The following is a 16870-nucleotide window of genomic DNA, read 5'->3' on the forward strand; positions in this document are numbered from 1 at the left end:
ATATTAGTAAACCTTTTTTTCAAATGACACAACTATGTTGTCAATTCGATAAAAAGACTGCTTTCACGTATAAAAGGCTATTATATAAGAATTTTAAAGTAAATCAACTGACTACAAGACTATTATGAAAGACGAGCCTTCACAATTGTACTAATGGTTTTACCATCTGCTTTTCCAGTAAGTCTAGCATTAACTTGTCCCATCACTTTACCCATATCTTTCATTCCTTGGGCACCAGTTGCGGCAATTATCTCATCTACTACTTTAGTTACATCTGCCTCACTCATTTGTTCTGGTAAGAATTGAGAGATTACTTCTGCCTGTGCTATTTCTGGATCTGCAAGATCATTACGTCCTTGCTCTGCAAAGATAGCTGCACTATCCTTACGCTGCTTTACAAGTTTCTGTAATAACTTAAGCTCTTGCTCTTCGGTGATCTCTTCTTTTGCTCCTGTCTCTGTCTGCGCAAGTAAGATTGCAGATTTTATGGCACGTAGCGATGTTAATGCATTTTGATCTTTAGCTTTCATAGCTTCTTTCATTGCAGTCATCACTTGTGTAGATAGGCTCATAGTAGTATATATTTTTTTACTCAACACTCCTAATTAAGTTATGGAGTTTAAGAGATAATTTTATTGATTATAAATATCTTATTAAAGTCACGAAGATACGAGAAATGGTGAAATTAAATACACACCCAAGTAGCTTATAAAAAAGAAACCCGACTATCTTGGGGAAGATAGCCGGGTCGCTAAAAACTCTAAGCAGTAGCTGCCTAATCTACATTATCATGTAAAAATGAGTTATTACTTCTCAATTGAATTTCATCATTATCGTCTGTAGAAAGTGATGTTCTAGACAAACTTCCATCTTTTGCTGGTGTTTCTTCTAGATCAATCCCCATACGCTTATACGCAGGTTGCTTTTCTATCTCCTCTATACGAGACTGATTTGTGCGAAATTTATAATTGAATTCTTTCATCTTGCGCTTACGCTCAGAAGCTCTATCTATAAGAATCTGTGAGATAGGACTATTCATTGGGTCTATCTCTGCATTTTCATCTTCACTCTTTTGTTGAGGAGCAACAGTTTTTGTTTCAAAAACAATAGTTTCTTCTTCAATATCGCTTTCATCTTCATCACTAGATGCGTTAGAAAGTGTTTCCTCAAGCTCCATGTAATCTTCAAGACTATATCGAGTTTCTCCAGTATTAGAATGCTCAGTTACTGGTACAATTTCTATAGGCTCCTTAACTTCAATAGATGCTGTAGTGTCATCAAGATCAAACATGATAGGCTTCTCATCTTCCTCTACAGGCGCTTCTGTCGTTAGTGGCATATCAAAAAATAACATTCCATTATTTTCTGGCTCTTTATGCTCTACTCTAGTCGCTTCATGACGCACTGTAGTATCTATGATTTCAAAATCTGCTTCATTCTCTAGAAGTATCTCATCATACACAACTGTAATATTCTTAATTACATCTGTAGTAGGAACTATATCCATACTATATTGCTGCGCAGGAGGCTGTACTGGCTCAGCTTTAGGAGCCTGCTCTGGCACAGCTTGTTGCCTTGTAATTTCTTTTACTGGCGCTTTCGCGAAAGCGGTAGGCCTCTTTTCCTCTATTTCATCAAGATCAAGTGTATGCACTATTTTCTTAGGAGCAACCGGTGCTTGTGGAGCTACTGGTGCCGAAGGTGGAATCTCTACAGTAGCATCTGGCATTAAATCTTGCTGTGCTCTTTGCTCCTCTTCTAGTGTATGAATGATTTTCTTAGTCTCTACGTTTACAATCTCATTCTGCTGCTCTGCATTAAATCCTGTAGCGATAATCGTTACAGAAATTGCATCGCCTAGAGAGTCATCTTCACCTACACCCATGATGATGTTTGCGCTGTGACCTGCCTCTGCTTGAATGTGATCGTTAATTTCTCCTATCTCGTCTATAGTAATCTCATCACCACCAGAAACTATGAGTAATAATACATTCTTAGCTCCAGTAATTTTATTATCGTTAAGCAATGGAGAGTCAAGCGCTTTTGATATCGCCTCATTTGCACGACTTGTACCACTAGCAGTGGCGCTACCCATGATAGCTGTCCCTGATTTACTTAAAACTGTTTTTGCATCACGTAAATCGATGTTTTGTGTATAGTGATGTGTAATTACCTCTGCAATACCACGTGAAGCGGTTGCAAGAACTTCATCTGCTTTACTAAAACCTGCTTTAAAACCAAGATTACCGTAAACCTCACGGAGCTTGTTATTATTAATAACAATAAGTGAATCTACCTGGGCACGAAGTCTATCTACTCCTTTTTGAGCTTGCTCATTACGCATTTTACCTTCAAACTGGAATGGTATCGTGACAATCCCTACGACTAGGATATCAAGCTCACGAGCCATTTTGGCAATAACTGGCGCAGCACCCGTTCCTGTACCACCACCCATTCCGGCAGTAATAAATATCATCTTTGTGTTAGTACCAAGCATTTGCTTGATATCCATCTCACTCTCTATAGCCGCTTGTTCTCCAACATCTGGATTTGCTCCAGCACCAAGACCTTCTGTAAGACCTACTCCCAGTTGTATCTTATTAGGTACTGTACTATTTTCCAGTGCTTGTGCATCTGTGTTACAGATTACAAAATCTACCCCATTTATTCCCTGCTGGAACATATGGTTAATAGCGTTACTACCTCCACCACCTACACCTATCACTTTAATTACGTGACTTTGGTTTTTAGGTAGATCAAATGTGATGTTATCAAATTGTGTCGTACTCATATGATTTGTTTTTGCCCCTTATTCTTATACAATCAATTACTACTTGCGTAGCCGTCTTATTATTCTCTATTTACTCTTTACTGATCTTATAGACTACTCTGCGTTGTCTAGAAAATCTTTAAACTTATCTGCCCATCTATCAAATATGCTTCTCTTAGGCGCCTGTGGTTTTTTAGGCCTTGCCTCGATATCTGTTTCTGGCATTTCATTAATGGTGTCTGTAAAGACCTCTTCTTCTTTTGCAATAATTTCCTCTTCTGGCTCTAACTGACTGTTATATAAACCGTGCTCAAGGCTATTCATTACTAATCCCACAGCAGTAGCATACAGCGGACTCGTAGTCTCTGCATCACTATCTCCAGCAAGATGCTCATTAGGATATCCTATACGAGTATCCATACCTGTAATATATTCTACTAGCTGTTTTAAGTGCTTGAGTTGGCTACCTCCACCAGTAAGTACAATACCTGCAATGAGCTTTTTCTTTTGCTCCTCGTGTCCGTAATTTTTAATTTCTAAATACACTTGCTCAACAATCTCCACTACTCTCGCGTGAATGATTTTTGATAAATTCTTTAGTGTTATCTCTTTAGGTTCACGGCCTCGTAACCCAGGAATAGAAACAATCTCGTTGTCTTTATTTTCTCCTGGCCACGCAGAACCAAATTTAATTTTAAGAAGCTCTGCCTGCTTCTCAATAATTGAACATCCTTCTTTTATATCTTCTGTAATAATATTACCTCCAAAAGGTATTACAGCTGTATGTCTAATAATACCATCTTTAAAAATAGCAAGGTCTGTTGTACCACCACCTATATCGATAAGTGCTACTCCAGCTTCCTTTTCCTCTTGGCTCAACACTGCATTTGCAGATGCCAGTGGCTCTAGTGTGATGCGATCAAGGTTTAACCCTGCGCTTTTCACACAACGACCTATATTTCTTATGGATGCTACTTGCCCTACGACCACGTGAAAATTTGCTTCTACGCGACCACCATACATCCCAATAGGCTCTTTAATCTCGCTTTGCCCGTCTACTTTATACTCTTGTGGTAATACATGAATAATTTCCTCACCTGGAAGCATTACCAGTTTATGTACTTGGTTACATAATGCATCAATATCTGCTGCATCAATTACCTCTTCAGAGTTGTTACGGGTTATATAATCACTATGTTGTAATGAACGTATGTGTTGCCCAGCAATACCTACGACTACATCTTGAATTTTGATTCCTGATACATCTTCTGCTTCCTGTACAGCTTGCTGCACAGACTGTATGGTCTGGGTGATATTATTTACCACACCACGGTGTACACCAAGACTTTTGGACTTCCCTATACCGAGAATCTCCACCTTGTTATACTCATTGTACCGCCCTATCATTGCCACGATCTTCGTGGTCCCTATGTCCAGCCCTACTGCGATATTTTGATTTTCCATACCTTTAATTTTGAGAGTTTACTCCCTCCCGATAGCTATCGGAATAAGCGAAAGTTTACTCAATCCCCGTTTTATTTTTTCTCACAAACTACTTGCCCGTCATACTTGAGCTCTATAGTTTTATACTTATCTAAACTTTTATCTCTAAGTGCTTTTTGATAAAAAGCCTTATAATTACTAAATCTCTTTTCTAACGCTTCTACCTTACCTAGTGATACAGTATACCCTAGTTTTCTAACCTTTAACATATACTCTGCGTTCTTACTTCGAGATATACCTATAATGTGCTTTGCAAGAAACTCATCCTTCCTTATAAAATTTACAAGCTTATAAACTTCGCTTATTTCTTTCTCGGTTGCTCCGGTTACAAGGGGAACGTGCGCGGAGTGATTTTGTGATAATGGCATCACCTCACCACTCTCATCTATATAAAAAGAAATAGCACCGCTAAGTCGTGCTATAGGCTTACGTTGCTCTATTGCAACACCTATATCACCACCCATCGTTACGTAAACATCTGCATTCTTGATAATTGGATGCGCCTTCACGCGCTTTTCCATCTCACTCAAAGCTATATTTTCTTTTACCTTTCCTGCAAGCTTTTCGTTACTTACTATCAACAATTTATTAACGGTCTCACGCGTCACAAAAGGAGCACTTTCATCCTTAAATGAAACACTAACTTCAGCCACTGTGCGCGCCTCATTTCTTTGAATTGCAAACGCAAACAAAAACACCGTCCACAGCAGTAAAACCGACATCTTTATGTAAAACCAGTTAACCTTCACCCCGCAGTTCTTTTGTTACTTTTAAAATCTCTACACCTATATCTCCAGCACCCATCATCACAACAATTTTATGCTTCGTACCTTTTACTAAAGCAATAAGCTCATTTTTCTGTATAATTTGCTTTCGCGAAAGCGTCATTTCACTAAGCAATACTTCGCTAGTTATACCATCAATAGGCTCTTCTCTTGCTGGGTAAATATCAAGCAGTGCTACTTCATCAAAACGAGAAAGCGCTACTGCAAAATCACTCATAAAATCTTTTGTTCTACTAAATAAGTGTGGCTGAAAAATAGCTAGCACACTCTGCTCTGGATACATCTCTCTTACACTTTGATGCACCGCAGCAATTTCTGTAGGGTGATGCGCATAATCATCTATTAACACCATATCTTCTTTCTGGATACGGTATGTAAATCGGCGATTAACGCCTGAATAGCTCGCTAGTGCTTCAATCAACTGTTCTTTAGGACTACCATACGATAATGCCATCCCTAATGCAGCTACAGCATTAAAAAGATTGTGTCTTCCTGGCAGGCTAAATCGTAAATTCTCCAAAACACCACCTGGGTAGTGCAAGTCAAAGACATAAGCACCATTCTCTATACGCACTCGCTGCGCAGTATAATCTGCATCCTCCTCAATACCAACCGTATTTCCAGCTAGTGGAAGTCCGCTTTTTACAAAACGCTTATCTTTTGGAGCTAGTGCCCCAAATTCTTGGAACGTAGCGATAAGGTCTGCCTCATCTTCATAAATATCAAGATGATCTGCATCCATAGAAGTCACACAGAGAATATCTGGCCTAAGCTGTAGGAATGAGCGATCAAACTCATCTGCCTCCACAACCACAACGTCACTTCCTTTTTGGATTAAATTACCATTATAATTATTTGTGATACCGCCTATAAATGCAGTTACCGGGGCTCCGGTTGCCGCCAGTAGATGACCCAAAATACTAGAAGTAGTCGTTTTACCATGCGTTCCCGCAACAGCAAGTGAGAAGCTTTGATTTGCAATCATGCCCAATACTTCTGCTCTTTTTTTAAGGGTAAATCCGCTTTCGCGAAAATATACTAGCTCTCCCATCATTTTAGGAACAGCAGGAGTAAACACCACTAGGGTATCCTCCTTACTCGTAAACGAACTATCAATTGCCTCTTTTTTATCTTCAAAATGAACCTTAATCCCAGATGCTTGCAAAGCTGCCGTTACATCTGAAGGCGTTTTATCATAACCCGCTACATTCTTGCCCTCCTTATGGAAGTACAACGCTAGCGCACTCATACCTATCCCACCGATACCGATGAAGTAAATGTTCTGTATGTCTTTTAAAGGTTTCATTTATCTATGCTACAAACCACAGTTTATAAACTACGGTTGTTATGTTTTCAAATTATTATTTAAATAATTGCTCTACCTCATCCACAATGTCTGCTGTGGCATTTGGTAATGCAAGTGTTTTTATTTTTCTTCCTAGCTCAAAGCGAACTTTCTCATCATTGAAAAGCGCTTTAAATACGAGCTCAAACTTTTTATCGAGATCCTTTTCTGCAATTAAAATTGCAGCACCCATTTTCTCGATAGCTTGTGCATTTTTAGTTTGGTGATCTTCGGCAACGTTTGGAGAGGGAATAAAAATGGTCGCCTTTCCTACAATGCATAACTCAGATACAGACCCTGCTCCAGCTCTAGATATAATAATATCTGCAGCTGCATAAGCCATATCCATCTGATCGATATATGCCATCACCTGAACACCATCTGCCTGATGATGCTTGTATTTATCGTAATATAGCTTACCTGTTTGCCATAAAACCTGCACTCCTTTTCGTTTAAATATTGGGAGTTGCTTCTCTATTAAATCGTTTATAGCTCTTGCACCTAGACTTCCCCCTATAACTAACACTACTTTTGAACTATGAGACAAGTCATATTTCGCCAAAGCAGTACTACGTTTACTTTCTATATCCAATAGATCTGCACGTACTGGGTTACCGGTTTTTACAATATTTTCTGCTGGAAAAAAGCGATGCATATCATCATAAGCCACGCATACTTTCTCAACCGACTTACCCAACAGTTTATTTGTAATACCTGCATAGCTATTTTGCTCTTGAATCAGTGCAGGTATACCTACAATTGTAGCCATCTTAAGCAGTGGCCCACTTGCAAATCCGCCAGTACCTATCACAACATCTGGCTTAAATTTCTTAATAATCTTACGAGATTTCATCAAGCTACTAATGAGCTTAAATGGAAACATAAGATTATCTACCGTGAGCTTGCGCTGTATTCCAGCAATCCACAACCCTTCTATCTCAAAGCCTGCTTGCGGTACTTTTTCCATTTCCATGCGATCACTAGCTCCTACAAATAGAAATTGTGCATCAGGATGACGGCGCTGGATTTCATTTGCAATAGCAATAGCAGGATAGATATGACCTCCTGTTCCTCCTCCAGATAATATGACTCTATATGGCTTCACTAAGTATGTCTAAAGGGTTTAACTCACTCTCATCTTTTGGCACAACTGGTGCTCGTTTTGCACTTACACTAAGTACAATCCCTACGGCAAGACAGGTCATCCATATAGAAGTACCTCCACTACTCACTAGTGGTAATGTTTGCCCCGTAACAGGAAATAACTCCACGGCAACTGCCATATTAATTAAAGCCTGAAAAACAATAGGCAATCCTACACCTACCACAACTAGCTTTGCAAAGACTGTATCTGCCTTATGAGCAACTACGGTAATTCTAAACAATAGCAACATATACAAAAACAGTAAAAATCCTGCTCCCGCAAGACCAAACTCCTCTACAATTATTGCATATATAAAATCTGAGGATGATTGTGGCAAAAAGTTTTTCTGAACACTTTTACCTGGACCTAGACCAATGACTCCGCCTGAGGCTATGGCAATTTTCGCTTTTTCTATTTGGTAATCTGCATCTGCGTCTACTTCGTTATTTGCAAAATTTTCTACACGACTTATCCAAGTATCAACACGGTTAGGAAATACGCCTGGAAAAGCTTTTGCTAACAACACGAAGAACAGAAGTGCAACAACACCAGTGGCAATAACAATACCTAAATATTTTAATGGATAACCTCCCAGGAATACTAAAGCTACTACCATTGCTGCGATAATCGCAGTAGTAGAAAAGTTAGCCGGAAGTATCAATGCAAGAACAGCAGCCACTGGCAACCATAGAGGCACAATAGTTTCTTTAAATGTTACTGCGGTATCCTTAATTTTTGCAAGATACCTAGCCACGTATACCATCAACACAACACCTGCAAATGTGGAAGTCTGAAAACCAACTCCCAGAATCGGGATTTTAATCCATCTACTTGCATTTGCTCCACCCATGGTAGTTCCCTGAGCGAGTGTCACTATGAGCAGTATAATCACAACTGGAAGCGCAATAAAGGAAAGCCCTTTAAAGTAATGATGTGGTATTTTATGAACCCCATACAACATTGCAAACCCTAACACTAAATGCATACCATGTTTAATAAGAAACCTCACCGTATTCCCATCACCTTTAATATATGCGAGGTTACTTGCCGCGCTATACACAGGTAAAAAGGAAAACAATGCAAGAAGGGCAACAATAGCCCATATAGTCTTGTCACCTTGTAATCCTGCAAATATGTTTTTAAATGTGGTACTCAACGCTTAGTAATTATTTGTTATTCGGTTTCTTTAACTAATAAATTCTGACAAGCTGATTGCCTTACACGGGGGAATGAAGTACAATCAGCTTTCAAATCAGAATTAAAGGTTACGTACAGCCTCCTTAAACTGGCGGCCGCGATCTTCATAATTTTCAAACAAGTCAAAACTTGCACAAGCAGGAGAAAGTAATACGTTATCTCCGCGCTCAGATACTTTATAAGCTATTTTTACAGCCTCAGACATAGAAGGTGTTTCTACAATAATATCAACCATGTTTCCAAAATGACTCATCAATTTTGCATTATCAACACCTAAACAGATAATAGCTTTTACCTTCTCGTTAACAAGTGGATATAAATCACGGTAATCATTACCTTTATCTACACCACCTACAATCCACACTGTAGGCTCACTCATACTATCTAAAGCATAAAAAGTTGCGTTTACATTAGTCGCTTTACTGTCATTAATGTATTGTACATTATTGATTTTAAGCACTTGCTCTAATCTATGCTCAACACCCTGAAAACCTTCTAAACTCTCACGAATAGTAGCCTTACGGATATTTAATAGATTTGCTACAGTAGAGGCAGCCATTGCATTTTTCTTATTGTGTTGCCCTTTTAAAGCGAGGTTATTTGTAGCCATGGTAAAGGTGTTATTATCGAGTTGTACTGTTAGGTTATTGTCTTTTATAAATGCGCCATTTTCAAATTCTTTATCAAGTGAAAAAGGCAATAATTTTGATTTAACTGGATGTTTTTTGAGCCAGTCTACACTCACAGGGTCATCTGCATCGTAGATGAGATAATCTGTTTCTTTTTGGTTCATTGCTATTCTAAATTTTGAAGCAATGTAATTTTCAAACTTATAATCGTATCGATCTAGATGATCTGGCGTCACATTTAATACCACCGCGATATGTGGTGCAAAATCTGCGATTCCATCTAACTGAAAACTGCTTATTTCTAGCACATACGTATCAATCTCTTTCTGTGCCACCATCTTTGCATAGCTGTCACCTATGTTACCAGCAACACCTAGATTGATTCCCGCTTGCTCTAGAATAAATCCAGTAAGCATCGTCGTAGTGGTTTTTCCGTTACTTCCAGTAATACCCACAATAGTGGCGTCAGTATATTGAGAAGCAAATTCTATCTCAGAGATTACAGCCACTCCCTTTTCGAGTAACCTCTGCACAATAGGCGCTTTGTCTGGTATTCCAGGGCTCTTCATCACGACATCTGCATTAAGAATCAATGCCTCTGTATGACCTTCTTCTTCCCAAGCAAATCCCTCGGCAACTAGTATCTTTTTATAATTATCCTTAATTTTTCCAAAATCAGATAAGAATACATCATACCCTTTGGCCTTACCTAAAATGGCAGTTCCTACGCCAGATTCTCCGGCTCCTAATATGACTAAGCGTTTCTTCATTTTTATACCTTCTAACTTTAGCAGGTTCAGTGTTAACTTCGCTTTCGCGAAAGCGTGATTATCTAATTTTCAATGTTATAATAGAAAGTACAGCCAGTAAAATCCCTACAATCCAAAATCTGGATACAATTTTACTCTCGTGGATACCTTTCTTTTGATAATGGTGGTGTAGTGGTGACATCAAAAAGATGCGTCTACCTTCACCAAATTTCTTTTTTGTGTATTTAAAATATCCCACCTGCAACACCACCGAAAGATTCTCCATTAAGAAAATTCCGCATAGTATTGGGATGAGCCATTCTTTTCTAGTTGCAATGGCAAGTACCGCTATAATTCCTCCTATGGTAAGACTACCTGTGTCTCCCATAAAAACTTGCGCTGGATAGGCATTGTACCATAAGAATCCTATAAGCGCTCCTACAAATGCAGCAATAAATATGAGCATCTCCCCAGTACCTGGTATGTACATCACATTGAGGTAATCACTAAAAATTATGTTACCAGATATAAATGCAAAAATCCCAAGTGTAAGCACAATAATCGCACTTGTTCCTGCTGCCAGGCCGTCAATACCATCAGTGAGGTTTGCACCATTAGAAACCGCTGTGATTATAAATATTACAATAGGTATAAATATGATCCACGCATACCCTTTCCAATCTTCGTTAATGCTTGTAAGGATTGTTTCATAATTGAGTTCGTTATCCTTGACAAATGGTATGGTAGTTTTTAAACTCTTATGCGCTTCATCAAATTTTGCATCTCCTCTTACAGTAGTAATTTCTACTTTTTCTGTACCAGCAGTTTGTTTGATCTCTCCACGGATAGTGATATCACTATGAAAAAACATCGTTGCACCTACTATAATTCCTAAACCTACTTGACCTATTACCTTATACTTACCAGCAAGTCCGTCTTTATTTTTTTGCATTTTCTTCTTATAATCATCTAAGAAGCCTATGATTCCCATCCATACCGTTGTAACGATAAGAAGGAGGATATATATATTTTGTAAGTCACCTAACAGTAATACAGGAATAAGCGTAGCACCTATGATAATAAGGCCTCCCATAGTAGGAGTTCCTGCTTTTTCTGCCTGACCTTCTAGCCCTAAATCGCGTATTTGCTCTCCCATTTGCTTGCGCTGCAAGAGCTTAATAATACGCTCTCCATAAATAGTAGAAAGTCCTAACGATATTAATACCGCAAGTGCAGCACGAAACGTACTGAACTGAAACAACCCTGCACCAGGCAAGTTATAAGCTTCGTCTAACCATTGAAAAAGATGATACAGCATTACTTATTAAGTTGTTTAAGGGTTTCTTGTACTATTTTATAATCGTCAAAATCAAATCGCTCTCCCATAATCTCTTGGTAAGTCTCATGACCTTTACCTGCGATAAGAATTATATCTCCTGGATTTGCAAGTTGGCAAGCTGTTTTTATAGCTTGCTTTCTATCTGTGATAGATAAAATCTTCTTGTAGTTAATAGGCTCAACACCTGCTTCTACTTGCTCGATAATTGCTTCTGGCTTTTCTGAGCGCGGATTATCACTTGTGATAATAGCTTTCGTACTCAGCGCACTTGCAATGTGCCCCATCTTAGGACGCTTTGTAGTATCTCTATCTCCACCAGCTCCTACAACCGTAATAAGCTCCTCATTTTTAGTGCGGATGTCATTTATGGTCTCTAGTACATTTTTAAGAGCATCTGGCGTGTGTGCATAATCTACTATTGCTGTCACATTACCTTCTGAAATAAAGTATTGGAAACGCCCAGACACACTTTCTAACTCACTTAAAAGCTTTAATGCTTCCATTTGATCTAGTTCCAAAAGCTCTGCCGTTGCAAAAATGGCTAGCAAATTATAGGCATTAAATGACCCAATAAGCTTTACCCAAACTTCTTGATCTTGAATTTTAAGTAATAATCCAGACAGTTGGTTTTCTAAAATTTGCGCTCTATAATCTGCATATGATTTTAAAGCGTAGGTTACTTTTTTTGCTTTTGTATTCTGAACCATAACAGGTCCATTTTTATCATCGTTATTTACTAGCGCAAAAGCAGTTTTAGGCAACTCATCAAAAAATTTCTTCTTAACATCTCTGTACTCTGCAAAGGTGTCGTGGTAATCTAGATGATCGTGAGATAGGTTTGTAAAAATTCCTCCCTCAAAACGCAAACCTTCTGTACGCTTTTGATGAATCCCATGTGAACTCACCTCCATAAAGCAATACTCAACACCTGCCTCAGACATCTCAGCCAGATATTTGTTTATTGTTAAACTATCTGGAGTAGTATGCGTTGCTTTATACTCGGTTTTATCAACTAAAATCTTTACCGTAGAAAGCAATCCTGTTTTATAACCTGCCTTTTGAAACAGTTGGTATAGCAAACTAGCGATAGTGGTCTTACCATTAGTTCCCGTAATCCCGATAAGCTTTAAATTAGCCGATGGGTTTCCATAAAAATTAGAAGCTATTGTAGCGAGTGCGCTAGAAGTATCTGCTACCTTAACGTATGTTATCCCGTTTACAATTTGCTCTGGAAGTTCCTCACATATAATCGCTATTGCACCTTGATTTACAGCGTTAGTTATATAATCATGACCATCACTTTGCGTTCCACGTACGGCAACAAATACATCATTAAGAGACACTTTACGTGAGTCAAAATGAACATTAGTTATTGCCACAGCAGTATTACCCACCACAGTTTCTAGCGTTACTTTATATAATATGTCTTTAAGTAGTATCAAGATAATTGTAGCGTGATTATTTTATTCTTCTCTATTTTATCGCCAGCTTTTATAGACTGACTTTTTACTTTCCCGCTTCCGCGAAAATTTACTTTTAAACCTAGATTTTCTAGTAATGCAATTGCATCCATCCCAGGCATTCCTTTTACATTAGGCATCTTGCTATGTGCTTTATTCACATTTGCATAATACTTCTGATAATCTCCCTCAATAACCTTTGAATTACCTGTAGGCAACTTCACCTCATCAATTACTGGAGTATCTGTATAAATCTTTTGAGCAATCTCCTTAAATACCGGTGCAGCAACAATATTTCCGTAAAATCCGAGAGACTTTTTAGGTTTATTTACTACCACAATACAAGAATACTTAGGCTCATCTGCTGGAAAATAGCCTGCAAATGATGAAATATACCTCCCTGCTTCTATCCAATACTCCGTCTGGCAAGTACCCGTCTTTCCAGCCATTGAAAACTCTTCGCTGTAAATATTTCTAGCCGTTCCACGCTCAACAGTTTTTTTCATCATCTCCTTTACTACATTAATAGTAGCCTGAGATGCGATACGAGAATTGATCACCTCTTTATCAAAAGTCTCAATGGTTTGATCCCATTCTTTCACCTCTTTAATAAAGCGAGGCTTTACCATCTCTCCATCATTTGCAATCGCATTGTAAAATGTGAGTGTTTGTAAAGGCGTTAACTCTATCCCGTAACCAAAAGCCATCCATGGAAGCGTTGTCCCATACCAGTTTTTATCTCCTGGGTAAGGAAAATTTGGTTTTCCTTCTCCTTTAATTTCAAGTCCTAGCTGATCATTAAGCCCCATATTAAAAAGTCGTTTTACAAACTTTTCTGGCTCTGACGCGTAGTTATCGTTTATCATTTTGGCGAAAGCCGTATTACTACTCAGCTCAAAAGCCTTTGCCGCTGTTATCTTACCATAACCTCCACGCTTAGAATCTATCGCGGTGCGATCATAAAATTTTACACGTCCATTTTCTGTGTCAAAAACTGTACTTGAGTCTATTACTTTATCCTCAAGTGCGGCTACCATAGTCATCAACTTAAATGTAGAACCTGGCTCGTGCGCCTCGCCTACCGCATAGTTAAGACGCTCATAGTATTTACCTTCAGGAGTTCTACCTAGATTTGAGATTGCTTTAATCTCTCCAGTTTTTGTCTCCATAACGACCACACATCCATGGTCTGCTTGATATTTTTGTAGACTTGCTAATAATGCATTGTGTGCTACATCTTGAATATTTACATCTATGGTTGAGATTACATCATAACCATCTCGTGGCTCGATCACATTACCTACACCAAGAGGCTTCCATTCTCCTTTTGCAATCTTCTGCTTAAGACGACGACCTTCTTTCCCACGCAAGTAATACCCATATGCTCCCTCAAGACCCACGCGTGTGTAGTAACCACTATCATCTTGACGCTCATACCCTACGGTACGCTCTGCCATTTTCTCAAGTGGATGCTCACGCTCTGTATGCTCCTCGATAATAATCCCGCCTCTAAATTGACCTTTATTAAATAATGGTAGAGACTTAATCTTCACATACTCTGCGTAGCCTAGTTTTCTAGCAATAAACAGGTAACGGTTTTTGGTATTACGTGCTTTACGTAGTCTATTCTCATAATAAGATTGAGGCTTCCCTAAAACTTTAGAAAGACCCTTAGAAAGACCAACTATATTCTCGTTGAAATTCTCCTTAGATGGTGCTACTGCGTCCCATCGTATATCGTATTTGATTTGTGAAGTAGCAAGAAGACTCCCATCTTCTGCATAAAGATTACCACGAGTAGCTGGGATGGTCACCATCTTCTCTGTGCTAGTAGTAGCAAGCTCACGATACTTAGCACCTTGAAACACCTGAATCACAATAAGCTTGTATGCAATTATGATCGCTAGGAGGAACATACATCCAGCGACGAAATAAAGGCGGTTTAATATGTGCTTCTCTGTGGTTGCCACGTTATTAATCTGTTTCTTGCGTTGTTACTTTTATCTTTTTGGGCGGCACATTAGAAGGTTTAATTCCTCTTGCCTCTAACGCTCTTGCCACACTACTATTTGTTTTTAACTTCCAGAGATTTACTCGGCTGTCTACCGCTTCGCTTCTCAGCTCGGCTACTTCTTCTTTTAATCTTGCAATCTCATAGACCTTCTCATCTGCTCTGTGCGAACTAGCAATCATGATTAATGCTAGAACTGAAATGAAAATGATCATCCTCCAGTTTTTAAAGGCGTCCTCATCTACTAGAAATTTACCCTTGAGTATATTATTAAACTTGCTCACTGCGTCCCTTAAAGTTTTTCAGCGATTCTCAACTTTGCACTGCGCGCTCTGTTGTTTAATTTTATCTCTTTACCGTCTGGAATAATGAGCTTTCCTACTTTCTTAAAAGGAACCTCAAAATTCCCATACATATCTTTCTCCGGCTCACCTTCAAACATCCCACTCCTTATATACCTTTTCACTAGACGGTCTTCAAGTGAGTGATAGCTTATCAAGCTTATTCTCCCACCTGCATCAAGCAGTTGCTCTGTTTGCATTAAAAACTCCTTAAGCACTTCGATCTCCTGATTTACTTCTATGCGAATTGCCTGGTAAATCTGAGCAAGTATTTTATGCTCTCTATGTTTAGGCAAAAATGGAGCTAACACTTTTTTAAGGTGCTCACTTGTTTTTATAAACTGACTATTGCGCTCTTGAACAATAGTGCTAGCAAGTTTAGGCGCATTACGAAGTTCTCCGTACTGCCAGAACACTTGTCTTAAATCTTCTTCCTCATATTCATTGATCACATTATAAGCAGATAAAGCATCCTTTTGATTCATCCTCATATCGAGATCACTCTCAAAACGAGTAGAAAAACCACGTTCTGCAACATCAAATTGATGTGAACTCACCCCAAAATCACCAAGAATTCCATCTACTTTTTTCACACCATGAAAGCGCATAAATCGCTTGATGTATCTAAAGTTTTCTGGAATAAGCGTGAATCGCTCATCCTCGATTATATTCTCCTGAGCATCTATATCTTGATCAAAACCATAAAGTTTTCCCTCAGGACCTAGCCTACTCAAAATCTCACGAGAATGACCACCACCACCAAAGGTGACATCTACATAGACACCATCTGGCTTGATATTGAGACCATCTACCGTCTCTTTTAATAATACTGGGTTATGATAATCCATCTGGTATATCGCTATCTCCCATCACTTCCTCAGCAAGATCTGCAAAATCTAGTGCTGCCTCATCAATGGCTTTTTCGTATAAATCTTTATCCCAAATCTCCAGAATATTGAAAGCAGCATTTACCACAATCGACTTCTCAAGTTTTGCAAAATTTCCTAAATCTTTAGACACTAAAACTCTTCCTGTTCCATCAACTTCTACTGGCTTAACACCTGCATTGAAACGACGTATAAACTCATCATTCTTCTTATTAAAACGATTAAGCTTATTCACCTTTGCACTTAGCGTGTTCCACTCTGCAATAGGATATAACTCAAGGCACTTTTGAAACACAGCGCGCTTAAGCACAAAACCATCCTGAAGGATAGGAGCCAGCTGCTTTTTAAACGCTTGAGGCAACATGAGTCGGCCCTTAGCGTCTATTTTACATTCGTATGTTCCAATGAGGTTAATCACTCGAGATAGGTTAGTTTTTATGTATTAACTCAAATATAGCGCAAATATTACCACTTTTTACCACATTCTACCACTTTGTTGATAAGTTATACCACCTACCTCCACTTGTTAACAATATGTTGATGAGTAGAATTTTATAATTTTCTTTCTCTTTTGAGCTTGATTTTCTTTTTTTTGCTTTCGCGAAAGCGTACTAAAACAACTTGCTATAACCTTAAAAATGCTCAGTATCACGCATTAAGACCATTGTAAAAAAAGAGCAACTAATCAAAACCGAAATAAGTATATTTGC

At 38.6% G+C, this 16870-nt stretch carries 14 protein-coding genes; all 14 read right to left on the reverse strand.

The features are described from left to right. Window positions 1–122 precede the first annotated feature (122 nt). Window positions 123–572 carry a GatB/YqeY domain-containing protein gene (locus tag DCS32_RS02340; protein ID WP_108876831.1) on the reverse strand — a complete coding sequence of 150 codons (450 nt, stop codon included), beginning with the start codon at window positions 570–572 and terminating at the stop codon, window positions 123–125. Between the two features lie 203 nt (window positions 573–775). Continuing rightward, the gene (ftsZ, locus tag DCS32_RS02345) at window positions 776–2791 is read right to left on the reverse strand and encodes a cell division protein FtsZ (protein ID WP_108876832.1); all 2016 of its coding nucleotides are present in this window, start codon (window positions 2789–2791) and stop codon (window positions 776–778) included. 93 nt (window positions 2792–2884) lie between these two features. Then, a complete protein-coding gene (gene ftsA, locus DCS32_RS02350) occupies window positions 2885–4234 on the reverse strand; it encodes a cell division protein FtsA (protein ID WP_108876833.1) in 1350 nt (449 codons plus the stop codon). Between the two features lie 71 nt (window positions 4235–4305). Further along, window positions 4306–4926 (reverse strand): cell division protein FtsQ/DivIB, encoded by a 621-nt coding sequence (locus DCS32_RS02355; protein WP_239057551.1) that lies wholly within the window; start codon window positions 4924–4926, stop codon window positions 4306–4308. Window positions 4927–5011: 85 nt separating this feature from the next. Further along, window positions 5012–6364, reverse strand: a complete 1353-nt coding sequence (gene murC / locus DCS32_RS02360) for a UDP-N-acetylmuramate--L-alanine ligase (RefSeq protein WP_108876835.1) — start codon at window positions 6362–6364, stop codon at window positions 5012–5014. Between the two features lie 55 nt (window positions 6365–6419). Next, complete coding sequence (murG, locus tag DCS32_RS02365; protein ID WP_108876836.1) at window positions 6420–7508, reverse strand: undecaprenyldiphospho-muramoylpentapeptide beta-N-acetylglucosaminyltransferase; 1089 nt, start codon at window positions 7506–7508, stop codon at window positions 6420–6422. Beyond that, window positions 7495–8703, reverse strand: coding sequence for an FtsW/RodA/SpoVE family cell cycle protein (locus tag DCS32_RS02370; protein WP_108876837.1), 1209 nt, complete (start codon window positions 8701–8703; stop codon window positions 7495–7497). The genes murG and DCS32_RS02370 overlap by 14 nt, the downstream gene beginning before the upstream one ends. Before the next feature lie 102 nt (window positions 8704–8805). Further along, window positions 8806–10143: a UDP-N-acetylmuramoyl-L-alanine--D-glutamate ligase gene (gene murD / locus DCS32_RS02375; protein ID WP_108876838.1), complete on the reverse strand. Its 1338-nt coding sequence runs from the start codon at window positions 10141–10143 to the stop codon at window positions 8806–8808. A gap of 58 nt (window positions 10144–10201) precedes the next feature. Continuing rightward, window positions 10202–11440, reverse strand: a complete 1239-nt coding sequence (mraY, locus tag DCS32_RS02380; protein WP_108876839.1) for a phospho-N-acetylmuramoyl-pentapeptide-transferase — start codon at window positions 11438–11440, stop codon at window positions 10202–10204. Continuing rightward, the gene (locus DCS32_RS02385) at window positions 11440–12903 is read right to left on the reverse strand and encodes a UDP-N-acetylmuramoyl-L-alanyl-D-glutamate--2,6-diaminopimelate ligase (RefSeq protein WP_108876840.1); all 1464 of its coding nucleotides are present in this window, start codon (window positions 12901–12903) and stop codon (window positions 11440–11442) included. Before DCS32_RS02385 ends, mraY begins: the two co-directional genes overlap by 1 nt. Further along, window positions 12900–14891 carry a penicillin-binding protein gene (locus DCS32_RS02390; protein ID WP_108876841.1) on the reverse strand — a complete coding sequence of 664 codons (1992 nt, stop codon included), beginning with the start codon at window positions 14889–14891 and terminating at the stop codon, window positions 12900–12902. The genes DCS32_RS02385 and DCS32_RS02390 overlap by 4 nt, the downstream gene beginning before the upstream one ends. A gap of 4 nt (window positions 14892–14895) precedes the next feature. Then, on the reverse strand, window positions 14896–15216 hold the full coding sequence (locus DCS32_RS02395) for an FtsL-like putative cell division protein (RefSeq protein ID WP_108876842.1): 321 nt from the start codon (window positions 15214–15216) through the stop codon (window positions 14896–14898). 8 nt (window positions 15217–15224) lie between these two features. After that, complete coding sequence (gene rsmH / locus DCS32_RS02400; protein WP_108876843.1) at window positions 15225–16121, reverse strand: 16S rRNA (cytosine(1402)-N(4))-methyltransferase RsmH; 897 nt, start codon at window positions 16119–16121, stop codon at window positions 15225–15227. Continuing rightward, a complete protein-coding gene (gene mraZ / locus DCS32_RS02405; RefSeq protein WP_108876844.1) occupies window positions 16108–16578 on the reverse strand; it encodes a division/cell wall cluster transcriptional repressor MraZ in 471 nt (156 codons plus the stop codon). The genes rsmH and mraZ overlap by 14 nt, the downstream gene beginning before the upstream one ends. Window positions 16579–16870: the final 292 nt, after the last annotated feature.

The sequence above is a fragment of the Dokdonia sp. Dokd-P16 genome (genome assembly GCF_003095655.1).
In the GTDB taxonomy this organism is placed as follows: domain Bacteria; phylum Bacteroidota; class Bacteroidia; order Flavobacteriales; family Flavobacteriaceae; genus Dokdonia.